Origin of the sequence: Flammeovirga sp. OC4, assembly GCF_000812565.1 — a bacterium.
Classification (GTDB): domain Bacteria; phylum Bacteroidota; class Bacteroidia; order Cytophagales; family Flammeovirgaceae; genus Flammeovirga.
Genome location: NZ_JTAM01000037.1, coordinates 1 through 15,967, shown reverse-complemented (window position 1 = coordinate 15,967; position 15,967 = coordinate 1). Strand labels below are relative to the sequence as shown.

Genomic DNA, 15,967 nt, shown 5'->3' with positions numbered 1-15,967 from the left:
ATTTCTCACTCATACACTAAATACCCTCTCTTTTGGTTAAATTTTTTTACTTAAAGGGAGGGTATTTCTTTTACATTCACTATCAGATTATATGAACTCAACTAACAAACTTAAATAAGGTATGAGACCAACTGTATTACTACTTATTTTATTCTTGGCTTTCACTTCATGCAGTCAAACCAAAAAACGATCAGTAGATGATTTTAACTTTGGATGGAAGTTTATCAAAAACGAACAACAAAATGCGGAACAGAAAGCCTATGATGACACCACTTGGGAGGCCATCAGATTACCGCATGATTGGAGTATTTTAGGAGGTTACCAAAAAGATAAAGGTGCTTCGAGTACTGGTTTTACTGAAGGAGGAATAGGGTGGTATCGAAAAACATTTACTGTTCCAACATCCGATAAAGGCAGAGAGATTTGGGTTGAATTTGATGGAGTGTATTGTAATTCCACAGTCTATATTAATGGAACAAAGCTAGGATTTAGACCAAGTGGATATTCTAGTTTTTCTTATTCACTTTCTGATCATCTGCAATATGGAGAAGAAAATGTGATAGCCGTAAAAGTGGATCATTCCAACTTTGTAGATTCACGTTGGTACACTGGTTCGGGGATTTATCGTGATGTGAGATTAGTAAAAACCTCTAAAACACATATACCACAATGGGGCATTCGAATAGAAACATCTAAACTATCAAAAAAGGATGCTATTGTTCGTGTAAAAACAACGATCAAGGGAAGGTCAAAACAGACTTCCGTGAAGGTTAGTATTTTGGATGAAGAGCGTAAAGTGGTTACTGAAAGTGAAGCAAAAGCCATTACAGGAGATATCATTGATCAAAAATTACAAGTCATTCAACCAAAACGCTGGGGGATAGATCACCCTTATTTATACACTGCTAAAGTTCAAGTGATAGAGAAAGGTCAAGTCGTCGATGAAACAGAAGAGCATTTTGGTATTAGAGACTTTGAATTTGATTCACAAAAAGGCTTTTTCTTGAATGGGCAAAATGTAAAAATTAAGGGAGTCAATTTACATCATGATGTTGGAGCAGTAGGTGCAGCCGCTGTACGAGATCACTGGGTTTTTCGTTTGAAAAAATTGAAGTCAGTAGGTGTAAATGCAATTCGAATGGCACACAATCCACATTCACCACTACTGATGGATTTATGCGATGAAATGGGCTTTTTGGTGATGAACGAAGCATTTGATGAGTGGTATGTTCCTAAAGGGAAAATGATGAACTGTTTAGGTGGAAAGAAAGCACCCAAAGATATTTCGACTGGGTACCCTGAAATCTTTAGAGAGTGGGCAGAACGTGATTTGAAAGATTTGATTCGAAGAGATTATAACCATCCTTCAGTAATCATGTGGAGTATTGGGAATGAAATTGAATGGACTTTCCCTGCTTACTCTAAGACCTATGCTAAACTTAAAAATGGAATCAGAGAGTATGAAGATACACCTACTTTTGATACAACAATCATTAAACCTGTATTTGATAAAGTAACGGGTGGCGTAGATTCTCTTTCTATCATTGCTCATCAGTTATCTAAGTGGGTCAAAGAAGAAGATACAACACGCCCAACAGTTTGTGGAAGCGTTCGTCCCTCCATTGCTTTTGCAAGTGGATATGCTGATGCCGTTGATATTTTAGGACTTAATTATAGAGAGATAGATTATGATGCAGCCCATGCCGCTTTTCCTCATAAAATGATGTTGGGATCAGAAAACTGGGTGGCCTATTCAGAGTGGAAAGCGGTGCAAGAAAGAGATTTTATTCCAGGCATTTTTGTATGGACAGGTTTTGCCTATTTAGGAGAGGCGGGTTTGTGGCCTCGAAAAGGATTAAATATTTCTCTATTTGATTTTGCCGGTTTCAAAAACCCTAGAGGGCATTTCTTTGAGTGTTTATGGAAGGAAGAACCAAAAGTATATATGGTCACTACACCTGCTTCAATATCAGAATACTCCTATAGTCAAAAGGGAGGTTGGAAATTTGATATACAGTTAAGAAAACCACCAGTATGGGCAGAATTGAGATTATGGGAATGGTATAAGGTCAATGAACATTGGAATTATAAAAAAGGAGAGGAAATTGTAGTGCAAGCCTATACAAATTGTGAAGAAGCTGAACTTTTTCTTAATGGGAAAAGCTTAGGGAAACAATCTCTTTCAGATTTCACTTCAACTGACAATATCATCAAATGGTTAGTACCTTATCAAAAGGGAGAGTTGAAAGTGGTAGGCTATAATCAAGGTCAGAAAGTACAAGAGTATGTATTAAATACCGTAGGAAAAGTAGCTAAAATTGTCGTTGAATCAGACCGCTCCCAGATGAAAGCCAATCAATATGATGTTGCTCATGTCAAAGTGAAAATGTTGGATGAACAAGGACACGAAATTAAAAACTTAGAAGAGCAAGTAATATTCCATGTGTCAGAAGAGTTAGAGTTGATCGGTGTAGATAATGGTTCAGAAATGAATGTATCGCCTCATAACACGAATCAAGTGAAATCTCATAAGGGTAGAGCACTAGCCATGCTTAGAGCAAAAACACAATTGGGAAGTGGGAAGGTTTATGCTACAGTAGGAACTCTAAAAAGTAATGAACTCTTGATCGACCTTCAATAAATCAATTCAAAGCAGTTGTATAAAAATACCTCATCATAAACCCATGATTTAAAAGTGGATTTATGATGAGGTAAAAAAGGTGAATAGTACCCCGACCCTTTCCTATTCGTTGAGTAGTACTCCTTAGTTTTTAATTCAGATTAAAAGCTAAAACCGTAATATCATCATCTTGTTCAGAAGCGAAGTTTTTACTGATATATTTTTGAATCTGTGCTGTCCAATCTTTTTCATATTTACCATAGAACTCCTTACTTATTTTTATAAGGTCCTCGGTTTTCTCAGTTTGCCCAATTTTAGTCAAACCATCCGTAAACAATACAACCACATCATCAGGAGAGATCGAGAACTCTACGTCTTTGAAGTTTTTGATTAAGTTAAATCGATCTCCAATAGGAGCATTTGTATGAGGAAGTTCATTGACATTATCTTCTTGGACTAGAATACCTCTACCGTTAGCAGATGTATAAATCATGTTATTTCCTTGGAAATAAGCAATTGATAAATTCACTTCATGTTTAAATTGCTCTTTATCGTCAATTTTGTGATCAAACTTATTGATTAGATAATCATGTAAATTGTACAAAAGGAGGCTTGGGTAATAGGGGAGTTCCTGTAGAGAATCAAAGTACCCTGAAATGACCATTGTGAGTAGAGTGGCACTAATAGCATGCCCTTTACAGTCACCTACTACTACCATCGTAATTTTATTATAATCGTTGACATAGTAGAAATCACCACTGATTGATTCTTTGGGTTTATACACTAGAGTGTGTTCATTGAAGAAATCCTTTAATATTTCATTTCCAGGAAGCGTAATTTTTTGAATCTCAGAAGTATATTTTAAGGCCTCTTGAATAACAAATAAATCTTGTTCCGCCTTTATCCTACGTTGTTCTTCTTCAAGTGCGGTTGTTTTTGTTTTAGCTAATTCAAGTTCATGTTCCCTAGTTGAAATTAACTCTTCTTGCTGCTGACGAAGTTCTTCTTCTTGCTGAATAATTTCATCGTGATACAGTTTTAACTCATTTTCCCCTTTATTACGAGCAATTTCATATTGGACAATTGTCCAAAGGGTATCTGTACTCGCCCCGACTAATACCAAAGCGAAAAAGATATTATTTTGTAATTCTGTTAGTGCGATTCCATTAGAAGGTGACCACTCATTGATAGAAACTACAGACAAAATTATAGCTAAAACTAATATAAGAGCAGTATACATGGCTCCTGTTTTTAGATCAAAAAACAAGAAACTTACCGCCATTGTTGGAATATAGAAATAGATGACTGGAGATGTAATTCCCCCTCCTATAAAGGAAATTGTGGTAACTATCGCTGTGAGTAGTAATATTTGAAGATGCAATATCCAAGTCCACTTTTCTGATTGTGATGAAAATAGAACAATTCCTACCTGTATGAGTGTAAGAAATGAAAGTGAAACTATTTCCGTTTTTAAATCTAAAAATAGAAAAATTATAATGAAAGCAATCTCAATGGATAAAAAGACTTTCGTCTTAATCTTGAAAAAATTGAATAAATCAAATTTCATAGGAAAGAGTATAATAATTAAATTGGAGATAAGTACTACTAGCATCTAGGTCTCTCATTATAACCTAGTATTTAATGTTATGATAATGATGCAATGCCTTTTTTCCTCTAAATGGAAATTTTTTCAATAGTATTACAAAAGTTGTAAAAATAATGTTTAGTGAATCATACATTACATACAAATATAATAATACGAAGTAATTATTGTAAATATCTAATATAATATTATTTTGTAATACTTGTAAATCGTTGATAATCTAATTTTTAAATTTATAATACAGATTATTTTAGTGTGAATATTAGTTCATTTTATAAGTTTTTTTATTCCTTTTTTTTTTCTAAAGTAGGGCTAACAGAAGCAAGATATAGAGAATACGCTGACTTAATTTACAACAGTATTGAAATCGTTTTAAGGTTTGGTCATTGATAAATACAAATTTTTCATGTTTGTGTTGTTATAGTGTTTATCTGTGAAAAAGTAAAATTGTTATTTTAAAATAATAGCCCTTATCAACAACTATTTGTTATCAATAAGGGCATTTCTAAATAGGACTATTCTTTATTCGTAATAGTTTCTTTTGTGATTAATTTTACATCAAAATATCATTCTTAGGTTGAATCGGAGCTGGTAAATCTGTTTCCCCTAGCATCTGAAGAAGATCAATTTCAATAATTCGGCAGAGTGATAGCATTGGTATATCATTGCCCATTCCTTGAAATGGATTTTCTGAATAATCTCCAACGATCTCCATCATCAGGTAAACCCAGCCAACCAAGGCAGAAATGGGAACAGAAATCCAAATTCCCCAACTGCCTAATTTTATTAATTCTGGAATCATACTGAAGGGGAGTAAAGCGATAAGAATGGTCACAAAATACCTACTGATATTGGCATACTGTCGAGGTAAGGGAAACTTTTTGATTCGTTCATTTTTCCCTTGTAAAGTGTAGAAATTGGAGAGTATTTTAGTCATTTCCATATGCCTGAAATCCTCTATTAAATCCGACGCTCGCAATTGAGTTAATTCACGAGATTGTTCATTGATGATTTGGGTAGCAGTATTGGCATAGTTGATCAATCGGTCGTATTCAGTGGGTGGTAAAAAGTTTTTTAACTCAGATTTAGTCACTTCATCATCTACTAAACCAATACCGAAATTTTTCTGAAAATACTTCGCTCTATTTCCAATATGCCCCTTCTGACTCGAATGTTCCCAGGGGGCAGGGACTAAAAGTTGGCTCCGGTGAGCATAAAGCCAACCAATATGTCTGTAAATTAGTCTTTTTTTGATGGCTTTTATTTCGTTTTCACTGACCTTTTCATTGGTAAATTGGTTTGTAATAAAACCATCCACCATCATTCCCCAAGTTCTACTATCGTTAATAATTCCTCCCCAAATTTTTCGAGCTTCCCACATTCTATTATAAGCTTGATTATTTTTAAAACCAACGTAAAAAGCTACAGCAGTACCGATGACAGAGACAGGTAACCATGGAATGCTAATTTCTATCACTTTAAAATAATAAAGAGCAGCCACTGAAGTCATAAAAATTAAAAGCCATAGCATATGGACGCCTGACCATTGTATTAATTTTTTTAATCCAATACTTTTTGAAATAATCATAGATTGTTATTTAATGAGAAATTACTAAGTAGGTCAAAATAGGGTTTTAACCTGAAATGAAGATTCGTATCAATTATTAATGCTAGAAAGAAAAGACCTACAAGCCCAAGAGAAAGCCCTTTGAGATAGTCTGTTTTAAAAATAAAGAACAAACCCAAAGATAAGACGATCAATAACGCCCATACAGGTTTTAATTTGGAATACGCCTCGTGATCTTTTTTTGCTTTTTCAAACTCTTGTTCAATCGCCTTTGCTGGACTTTCTTTATAAATTGATTCTACATTGGTCAGATGACTATTTCTAGTGAAAGTTAGAAAACCTCCATATCCCAATAGCATTATCACTGCTAATGATATAGGAATCAAAGTTCCTTTTAATAATTCATAATTGCTTCTTAGGATCATTATACCAACAATGAGGAGGAGAATGCCAGTGCTTAACATCACTTTTCCTTGGTAGATATCACCTTTGGCCCAGGTTGTTGTGTGTTCAAGTAGTTTCATAGTTATTTTTTGAGTTGACGCAAATTCTTAATATTTGGCTTATTCAAATTATAAAAAAAACACTATGACTCAAATTATTGAATACAACATTTGTCCTTAATGAATGAGGTAAATGTGTGGACATTGCATTCTAACATCCACACATCAAAACTGAATTACTGTTTTTTTAAAAAAAACTTTTCAAAAAAAATCAACTTACCTTATGCTTCGCGATTCGCACTAAATTTATTAGTCCCTACACTTTCTGTAATAGCTTGAATTACTCCTTCTTTATCCTTTTTTACGAGTTCAATAAACTCTGAACTCACATTTAAGCCCTCCTTATGTTTAGCAGACCAAACAATTAATTCTAATAAAACTGGAATTAAATCTATTCCCTTGTCTGTCAGTGAGTAAACTTTGAATTTTCTTTGTTTTTCATAAGGTCGAGACTCCACAATGCCCAAACTTTCTAATCGTTTTAAACGGTCAGTAAGGATGTTTGTAGCGATGCCTTCCTTCGAATTCAGGATCTCTTTAAAGAATTTTTTTCCCTCAAAAACAAGGTCTCTAATCACCAATAATGTCCACTTATCCCCAAGGTATTCCAAGGCATAATTGATAGGGCACTCTGATCTTAATTCATCTTTTTTCATTTTATAGCTTGTAAAATGCAAGTTAATGCTTTATGTTTGTAAAAGATTGCAAAATGCAAGTTAAAGATTATTTATTTAAAAACCTTTTAATAAAGTTAAAATGGAAACGCAAAAAATTGATTTACAGAAGTATCAGAAAGCATCATGGACAGCACAAGAAGTAGAAAATGCAACAATCGTAGTTGACTTTGTGCAGCATATAATGAATGATCATGATTTTGAATACATAAGAAAGACGTATGGAAGTCACCCTTACAAACAACACAATCAAAGTATGGTCGATGGTTTAGAAGGGGTGTTGGAAGTGGTCTCTAACTTTGCAAAAACATACCCTGATTATATGTATGATGTGAAGCATATTTATGTAGATGGGGAACACGTAACCGTTCACTCACATGCCACGAATGATAAAAAACATAGAGGAAATCCTCAAAAAGGTTTGAATATCATAGATGTATGGAAAGTAGAAAATGGTCAAATCACTGAACATTGGGATGCTGTACAGCCTATTCACGGTCAAATGAGATTTTACTTCTGGATGGTTGGCGGAAAATTCAAAAACGAGAACACTTATTTCTAAACAAAATTTACTCTCTTCAAATCAAAAACATCATGACAAAACTAGGAGAAGCAACAGCACAAGCCATTATTAACGCGAACATTGAAAGTATCAACATCTCAGAATGGCTCTTCAATATAACTTCCGAAGAATATGCCGCCTGTTCATCTGGGCATCAAAGTGCGGCACAAGGGCAATTACCTTCAGGAAAAAGAGTCTCAATGAATGTCGAAAATGTAGCGGGTTACTTTATGGTACAGCACTACATAGAAACAATCTCAGAAAAGCATAGAGTATTGACCGTCTCACCTAATACTACACTTTGGTTGGATGATGTCAACTATGTAATACTACAAATCACTTGGGAATTAACAGTTGAAAAAATAGATGAGGACACTAGTCTGCTTACTTGTAAAGTGATTTCAGAAACTGAAAATGAAAAATTTATCGAAGCCACTCACGAGCTAACAAAAGACATTGATCCACAGGAAACACCTTTCCAACTTCATATCAATGAAGAAACTCCACTATTCGCAAAAGATATAGAAACGAAAGCCTTGGCAGGAGCTTTTATGATGGAAGAAGTATGAGAGAAGGAGGAGTGATAGTGAACTACGTAGAGGTGATTTATTTAATTTTTGAATTCATATCACCTCTGCATCACTCTTTTTATCTCAATGCGATGATAGTTGAAAAAAATACCCCACCAATATTGGTGAGGCAGTATATATTATAGTTAGGTATTTTACATTAAATACTATTTAAGTCAATGACTTCAAAATTTCTAACATCGAAATAATCATCCAGACCATAATCAGTATTGATAACTATTCCGCCGAGCAAAGTGACCTTATCCACATGAAATTCCTCTTTGCAAGTTTTCAAGTACTCATGGATTTTTTGGTCAATAATCTCATAAGTAGCTTCAGTAATTGCTTTTGGCTTATTTTCGGCTGACATGATTTTTTCTCTGTAGGGCAGCAAACTTTCTTCAAGTTTCATTTGTTGGTAATCATCATCGCTCATAGTGGGGGTATAGGTTTCATTTTCCAGACGACTTAATGCCAACATCAGTGCTCCACAAGAATTTCCGGTTTCTTCCATTCTTGGTCTGTACATTTTACCTAATTCACCATCTAATGTGATACCAATATGAGGGCCATAAAAAATAAATGCACTTCCTCCATCGGGTACATGATGGGCAAAAGCTGTCATACCTGTTTTACCTACAAACGGAATACCTCCAAGTCCACCCATTACAAACGGTCCAAAAAGTATACTGAAAAAAGTAGATGAAGGTACATTGATATCGTCTGAGCAAACTGAAGTGGCCATCAGGACTTTTGATACATCCAATTCATAGTCAATTTGCATTTTACCTAAATAGTGAATAGATGTATCCTTTGCATCTTTCGCATTAGGAAACTCCGCTTTAACGATTTTATCAAATTTTCTTTGAAGCATTTTTTAATTGTTGTTTATGAGATATTAAAAGTATTTGCTAAGTAAATTGATTAAAAAAAACTATAATTTGAAGTGATAATCAAATTAATAATGGAACGACAACGTGTTCGTAATGAACTGTCATTTTAGAAAAAACTTTTCAAAATAACAACCTGTTTAACGTTTATCATAGTTTCTTTTTATAAAGAATTTTCTAGATATAATTACACTTTAGAATCTTGTAGAAAAATGGATTGAAAGTGCATAGAAACGTAGTTTAAAGTGTACTGAACGAGTTTAACTGTTATAAACCGAGATAAGGCCTACTACTATTATTGAATAAAATAAGTCTCTAATTAAAATAGAATAAATACCTTAATGGTTGTGTTTTAATTGAGAATTATGCACTTTTGAATTGATAATAGCATCAAGAGTAGTGTTTTAACACTCACCAACCGATCTTTCACCAAGGCACGGTGGTAAAAATGATGTGAGGCGGCCGCCTAAAAAAAACATGGTCACTTCTCTTCTTTTCTTGATGCAATAGTTTTAACCCTTTAAATACTATTGTAATGCAAAAACATACTTTTTCAGACAAAGAGATTCAAGTACTCAACGACTATTTTGTTCATGGGGTTGATAAGTACTCTCGTATGCTTACTCAGGTTTGTACCGATATTAAGTCTTTCAAAAAGGGGGTATTGACCATTGAATTATCCTCCAGTAAAGAAAACTTTCAAGCGGATTTAACCTTAGCTCTAAAAAGAGTAAGAAAGGTATTGGAATTTAACCCAACCTTCAATCTAAATATCAAATCTTGTCAAGTCCACTTTTTGAAAAGTACCTGGCTAAGTGGTGATGGAATAACTACGCCTCTTGAATTTGAATATACTCTTATTTCAACTGTTACTATTAACCTTTAAAACTACTTTTATCATGCTAAAATTAAAAGAATTAGAACTTGCTGAGCAAACCGAGCATTTAATTACAAAGAGAATAATCATGATCAGAAGGTTTGAAGGTATCTATTTGAAATTGAAGTGGGTTGCTTTAGAATCCGTAACTTTTTGGGCTTGGCAAGAAAAGACAGAAGATATTCTCTCTGATAAAGAAATTGTACAGCTGTCAAAAAAAGTATTTCAGGGCCTAATCACTGATAGGGTTGTGCATATCCATGTTGTACCTGAAAGAAAAAAAGCAAAGTTGAAGAGAAAATTAAATTTTTTGTTTTCTGAAGGTTTTCGTGAAGTCCCTCACAAAGTGTTTTCTACAGAACACCCCAAATTTATAGCAGAAGTACGGTCTGAGGATTTTAAAACCGATTTATTGTCATCAAGAACCTACGGAACGGATCAATATCGTTTTAAATTGGTGGTCACTCATTATGAACCCACAAAGATAAAGTCCATTTATAAATTAAAACGAAGGTTAGATTCGGGAGCACACTTTGCAAAAGTAGAAATGCTTTACAAACGGCACCTCATTTAATCGTATTTCGGGTTGATACTATTAATCAGAGATTTTGTTTCGATTAAAATGTGGAATGTTAGTAAATGAAAGAGGGTTTTTGATGGATAGTATCATGCCCTCTTTTTATTTTTCAGTCGTTGAGTTTTATATAATTTAAGCAATTTGGAATTGATGATTAGTACACTTGCACATTATTATTTTCTTAACGTAGTCAATGTCTCTTAACCCTAAGTATTAAATATGTATTATGTTATAATTTCTTCTTGATTCTAATTATATTGAACACTGTTGATTTGATCTATTAGTTAGCTGATTAAGTCGACTAGCAAACAAGATTTTAAAATAATTGACGGGACCGTCTTTTTATCATCTAAGAAATTTGTAAAGAATAGTTGTTATTACAGCTGATTGTTTATAGAGTATATTATGGAAAGGATTGCTTTTATTGATGTAGAGGTTAATGTAAAATCGAAGAAAATTGAAGATATAGGAGTAGTATCAGGTGAGGATGTGGCTTCACATTCTACCTCCAATCAAGATTTGCTTCAATGTATAAAAGAGAAGGAGTTTATATGTGGACATAATATTTTTGCACATGATATTCCCTGCATTGAAAAGCAATTTGTAGTGTCTTTTGCAGAGAAAGAAGTGATTGATACTTTGCATTGGTCTCCTTTATTATTTCCCTCCAAACCTTATCATAAGCTTTTAAAAGATGATAAATTACAGACTGATGAATTGAATAATCCATTAACAGATTGCTTGAAAACGAAAGACTTACTACATGATGAGATTGTAGCTTTCAATAATCTAGACGAAGACTTAAGAGCAATTTTTTATGCTTTACTTAAAGATCAAAGAGAATATAAATCCTTTTTCAAATACATTCATTATCAGTCCGATCATAAAAAAATAAAATCTACAATCTTCAGAAGATTTAAAGGAGAGATTTGTGATAACATAGCTTCTTTAGAGGATTTAATCCTAGAAAACCCAGTAGAATTAGCCTATGTTTTGGCACTTATTTCGATAAATAATAAATACTCTATTACGCCACCCTGGGTATTAAAAACGTATCCCAAAGTTGAAGCTGTTTTTAAAATATTAAGGAATACCAAATGTTCTGAAGACTGTAATTATTGTCAAAGTAAATTAGGGGCAAAGGAAGGGTTGCGAAAGTATTTTGGATACCCTGATTATCGTAAGTTTGAAGGTAGGTCTCTGCAGGAAGATGCCGTAAATGCTGCCATAAATAATGAATCACTTCTAGCTATTTTTCCAACAGGAGGAGGAAAGTCGATCACTTTTCAAGTTCCAGCATTAATGAGTGGTGAAAATGTGAAGGGGTTAACGGTTGTGATTTCACCATTACAGTCATTGATGAAAGATCAAGTGGATAATTTAGAGAAATCTAATATCACAGATGCAGTAACTATTAATGGACTATTAGACCCTATCGAAAGAGCGAAATCTTTTGAAAGAGTTGAAAATGGAATGGCTTCTTTATTATATATCTCTCCTGAGTCATTGAGATCAAGGTCGATAGAAAGACTTTTATTGGGGAGGAATATCGTAAGGTTTGTAATTGATGAAGCCCACTGTTTTTCAGCTTGGGGACAAGATTTTAGAGTGGACTATTTGTACATTGCGGACTTTATTCAAAACTTACAAATAAAGAAAAAGCTAAATTATACCATTCCTGTTTCTTGTTTTACAGCTACAGCCAAAAAGCAGGTCGTTAACGATATCAAGCATTATTTCTCAAGTAAATTATCTCTTCAATTAAAAGAATTTAGTTCCAAAGCCTCAAGGACGAACCTGAGTTACCAAGTAATTCCTAAGAAAGGAGATAAAGAAAAGTACGCTCAACTTAGAGAATTGATAGAAGCGAAACAATGCCCAACAATTGTTTATGTTTCAAGGACTAAAAAAGCCTACAAAATTGCAGAGCAATTAAATCAAGATGGATTTTATGCTAGGGCTTATCATGGAAAAATGGACAAGAATGAGAAGTCTGAAAACCAAGAACTTTTTATCAATGGAGAAGTAGATATTATGGTTGCTACTTCTGCTTTTGGAATGGGAGTGGATAAAAGTGATGTGGGGATGGTAGTTCATTTTGAAGTCTCGGACTCTTTAGAGAATTATGTGCAAGAAGCAGGTAGGGCAGGGAGAGATCAAAGCTTGTCAGCAGAATGCTTTGTGTTGTTTAATGAAGAAGATTTAGACAAGCATTTTCTTCTTTTGAATCAAACAAAGCTAAACTTCAATGAAATAAAGCAAATATGGAGTGCTATCAAACAACTATCAGTTTATAAAGGTAGTGTGTCAAATTCTGCTTTAGAGATCGCAAGGAAAGCAGGTTGGGATGATAGTATCAAGGAATTAGAAACAAGGGTGACCACTGCTATAGCGGCATTAGAAGATGCCGGTTATGTAAAACGTGGACAAAATATGCCTCAAGTTTTTGCGGATAGTATTCAATCTAAAAATGCACAGGAGGCAATCGATAAAATAAACAATTCTCCTCGATTTAATGAAGACCAAAAACAGAATGCCATTCGAGTCATCAAAAAACTATTTTCTTCCAAAACACGGATAAGAGAAGATGATGAGAAAGCAGAAACGAGAGTTGATTATATATCAGATCACCTTGGTTTAAAAAAGGAACAGGTCATAGAAGTCATTACTTTACTGAGGGCTGAAGGAATTCTGTCTGATGCAAAGGATTTGACCGCTTTTATCAAAAGAGAAGACAAGAAAAATAGGTCTTTGAATATATTGAAGTCCTTCCATGGTATTGAAAATTTTTTGGTTGATCAATTTACAGAAGAGGAATGTCAATATCATATTAAAGAACTCAATGAAAAAGCAGAAAGTGAGAATGTTTCCAGAGTCAACCCTCAGAAGATAAATACCATCTTAAACTTTTGGGTGATTACAAATAGTATCAAAAGGAAGAAAGATGAGTATTCAAATCATCACTTTATTGTAAAATGTAAACTGTCACCTGATACATTAAAAAAGAAAATTCAATTAAGGTATACTTTATCAGAATTTATCGTTGAGTTTTTGTTTGAGAAAAGTATAAGTCAAAATTTAGAAGGAAATGAAATACTAGTTCACTTTTCAATTTTAGAATTAAAGAAAGCCTTTGACTTTAAAAACACATCTTCTCTTTTTAAGGTAAATGCTAAATTAGAGGATATTGAAGATGCCCTTTTTTACTTGTCGAGGATTGATGCCATTAAGATTGATGGAGGCTTTTTGATTACTTATAATAAGATAAAGGTTGATCGATTAGAGCAAAACAATCAGATCAAATATAAGAAGTCAGATTATGAGAAATTGGATCAATACTATCAAAATAAAACCGAACAGGTTCATATAGTAGGAGAGTATGCCAAAAAAATGATCCAAGATTATCAAGATGCATTGCAGTTTACGGAAGATTATTTTCACTTGGAATACTCAGATTTTTTAAGAAAATATTTTAGAGGTGAAAAAGGGAAATCTTTAAAAAAGAACATTACACCCGCCAAATATGAACAGCTTTTTGGTGGATTGTCCATCACTCAAAATAGCATAATTAAAGATAATAAGTCGGATTATATTTCCGTTCTAGCTGGTCCAGGAAGTGGGAAAACTAGGGTGTTAGTACATAAATTAGCCTCTTTGATTCTCATGGAAGATGTCAAGCATGAACAACTCTTGATGTTGACCTTTTCGAGGGCAGCGGCAACAGAGTTTAAAATGCGACTCAAAGCATTGATTGGAAATGCAGTGTATGGTATTGAAATTATGACCTTCCATTCTTATTGTTTTGAAATATTGGGTAAGGTAGGTGATCTAGAGAAATCGCAAAATATTATTGCTTCCACAGTAGACAAAATTAAGAATAAGGAGATTGAACAATCCAAAATTACCAAAACGGTACTTGTGATCGATGAGGCACAAGATATGGATCAAGCGGAGTTTGAGTTAGTGTCTACCTTGATGGAGATTAATGATGATATGAGGGTAATTATGGTGGGGGATGATGATCAGAATATTTACGAATTCAGAGGGGCTTCTTCAAAATATTTAGAAGACTTTATTCAACATAACGGAGCAGAAAAGTATGAATTGACAGAAAACTATCGAAGTGATATGGCTTTGGTCGATTATTCCAATCAATTTGTCAAAAAAATCGGTAATCGATTAAAGGTAAATCAAATCACCTCTAAGTCGAAAGAGACAGGTTCCGTAAAGTTAACAAAGTATGTTTCCCAACATTTAATAGAAGCGGTGGTAAGAACAGTTTATCACAGTCCATTAAAAGGTTCGACTTGTATTCTTACTCATAAAAATGAAGATGCTTTACAGATCACAGGCTTGTTGAATATGATGGGAAAGAAGGCTAAACTTATTCAATCCAATGATGGTTTCAACTTATATAATTTATCAGAAATACGTCATTTTATCATTGCCTTAGATTTTGAAAATAGTGAGGCTATTATTGACAATAATAAGTGGAAGGATTCAATAGAAAAGATTAAATCAAACTTCAGTAACAGTCAACACTTATCGTTATGTCTAAATATCATAGCTGAATTTGAAGAACTTTATCCAAAGATTAAATACAAATCAGATTTTGAGATTTTTATCAAAGAGTCCAAACTAGAAAACTTTATTAATTCAGACGAAGAAACCATTCTTGTTTCTACAATCCATAAGTCAAAAGGCAAAGAGTTTGATAACGTATTTATTATGCTCAAAGATAAAATTGAGAATACCAATGCCAGGAAAAGAGAGTTGTATGTAGCTTTTACCAGATCAAAGCATCATTTATCCATCCACACCAACAAAAACTACCTAAATAATATTTCAATTCCTCATCTTGAAGTTTTGGAAGACGATCAACACTATGAACCTTCAAAACTTTTACTTCTTCAAGCTACTCACAAAGATTTATGGTTAAGCTTCTTTGTTCACAAACAAAAGTACATCTCAAACTTAAATACCGGAGATGCTCTTCTTTTTGATCAAGATGGTTGTTTTACTCAGGATAACTATCTCATTTTAAAATTCTCCAAAGCCTTTAAAGAGGAGCTTCAAAGACTATCTCAAAAAGGATATACCATAGCAAAAGCGAAAGTGAGTTATATTATCTATTGGTGGTCTGAAGAACATGAAAAAGAAGTGAAAATAGTATTGCCAGAATTGTTGTTGAGAAGATTATAAATTTTATCATATTTAGAAGTTATAACTGAGTGAACTAAAAAATAAACGCTTTTAACTATTAATTATGAAGGATATAGAACAACCTACCATGAATTAGATGGAGAGGAAGCAGAAGAGATAATGAATGCTTACTTGTATGAGAAATCCTTATAGGAGTACCTAAAGTAGGAAGAAACGATCCTTATCCATGTGGAAGTGGCAAGAAATATAAGAAGTGTTGTATGTAAAATACCTCTTCTTTCATCAGTAAAATAATGATGTTTTGTGCGCCATAGGTTTAACTATGGTGTACCCCCTGTTTCAAGTGTTAAGCGTGAGCGTCA

General features: G+C 33.6%; 12 protein-coding genes and 1 riboswitch. Of the genes, 7 read left to right on the top strand and 5 right to left on the bottom strand.

Annotated features, from left to right (window positions below; translation table 11 throughout):
- Positions 1-121: 121 nt before the first annotated feature.
- Entirely contained in the window at positions 122-2,641 is a 2,520-nt protein-coding gene (locus PL77_RS18110) for a glycoside hydrolase family 2 TIM barrel-domain containing protein (protein WP_044208479.1), read from the top strand.
- 130 nt (positions 2,642-2,771) lie between these two features.
- On the opposite strand, the gene PL77_RS18105 is transcribed toward PL77_RS18110, so the two are convergent.
- The 4 genes from PL77_RS18105 to PL77_RS18090 all read right to left on the bottom strand — a co-directional run bounded on the left by PL77_RS18105 (position 2,772) and on the right by PL77_RS18090 (position 6,949).
- The gene (locus PL77_RS18105; RefSeq protein WP_044208477.1) at positions 2,772-4,187 is read right to left on the bottom strand and encodes a PP2C family protein-serine/threonine phosphatase; all 1,416 of its coding nucleotides are present in this window, start codon (positions 4,185-4,187) and stop codon (positions 2,772-2,774) included.
- 589 nt (positions 4,188-4,776) lie between these two features.
- Complete coding sequence (locus tag PL77_RS18100) at positions 4,777-5,811, bottom strand: bestrophin family protein (protein ID WP_044208475.1); 1,035 nt, start codon at positions 5,809-5,811, stop codon at positions 4,777-4,779.
- Positions 5,808-6,314 carry a hypothetical protein gene (locus PL77_RS18095; RefSeq protein WP_044208473.1) on the bottom strand — a complete coding sequence of 169 codons (507 nt, stop codon included), beginning with the start codon at positions 6,312-6,314 and terminating at the stop codon, positions 5,808-5,810. Before PL77_RS18095 ends, PL77_RS18100 begins: the two co-directional genes overlap by 4 nt.
- A 200-nt stretch (positions 6,315-6,514) precedes the next feature.
- Positions 6,515-6,949, bottom strand: coding sequence for a helix-turn-helix domain-containing protein (locus tag PL77_RS18090; protein ID WP_044208470.1), 435 nt, complete (start codon positions 6,947-6,949; stop codon positions 6,515-6,517).
- A gap of 100 nt (positions 6,950-7,049) precedes the next feature.
- Between PL77_RS18090 and PL77_RS18085 the strand changes: the two genes are divergently transcribed.
- Both PL77_RS18085 and PL77_RS18080 read left to right on the top strand, forming a co-directional pair.
- Positions 7,050-7,529, top strand: a complete 480-nt coding sequence (locus PL77_RS18085) for a nuclear transport factor 2 family protein (RefSeq protein WP_044208467.1) — start codon at positions 7,050-7,052, stop codon at positions 7,527-7,529.
- 32 nt (positions 7,530-7,561) lie between these two features.
- Positions 7,562-8,098, top strand: coding sequence for a hypothetical protein (locus PL77_RS18080; protein ID WP_044208463.1), 537 nt, complete (start codon positions 7,562-7,564; stop codon positions 8,096-8,098).
- 160 nt (positions 8,099-8,258) lie between these two features.
- Here PL77_RS18080 and PL77_RS18075 read toward each other — a convergent pair whose 3' ends face one another.
- Positions 8,259-8,972: a hypothetical protein gene (locus tag PL77_RS18075; RefSeq protein WP_044208460.1), complete on the bottom strand. Its 714-nt coding sequence runs from the start codon at positions 8,970-8,972 to the stop codon at positions 8,259-8,261.
- A gap of 398 nt (positions 8,973-9,370) precedes the next feature.
- Positions 9,371-9,472: riboswitch (SAM-I-IV-variant riboswitch) on the top strand.
- 51 nt (positions 9,473-9,523) lie between these two features.
- Here PL77_RS18075 and PL77_RS18070 point away from each other — a divergent pair.
- The 4 genes from PL77_RS18070 to PL77_RS32565 all read left to right on the top strand — a co-directional run bounded on the left by PL77_RS18070 (position 9,524) and on the right by PL77_RS32565 (position 15,871).
- A complete protein-coding gene (locus tag PL77_RS18070) occupies positions 9,524-9,874 on the top strand; it encodes a hypothetical protein (protein WP_044208457.1) in 351 nt (116 codons plus the stop codon).
- A 13-nt stretch (positions 9,875-9,887) separates the two neighbouring features.
- Complete coding sequence (locus PL77_RS18065) at positions 9,888-10,439, top strand: hypothetical protein (RefSeq protein ID WP_044208454.1); 552 nt, start codon at positions 9,888-9,890, stop codon at positions 10,437-10,439.
- A 408-nt stretch (positions 10,440-10,847) separates the two neighbouring features.
- Positions 10,848-15,644, top strand: a complete 4,797-nt coding sequence (locus PL77_RS18060; protein ID WP_044208452.1) for a RecQ family ATP-dependent DNA helicase — start codon at positions 10,848-10,850, stop codon at positions 15,642-15,644.
- A 143-nt stretch (positions 15,645-15,787) separates the two neighbouring features.
- Positions 15,788-15,871, top strand: coding sequence for an SEC-C metal-binding domain-containing protein (locus tag PL77_RS32565; protein WP_216595920.1), 84 nt, complete (start codon positions 15,788-15,790; stop codon positions 15,869-15,871).
- Positions 15,872-15,967: the final 96 nt, after the last annotated feature.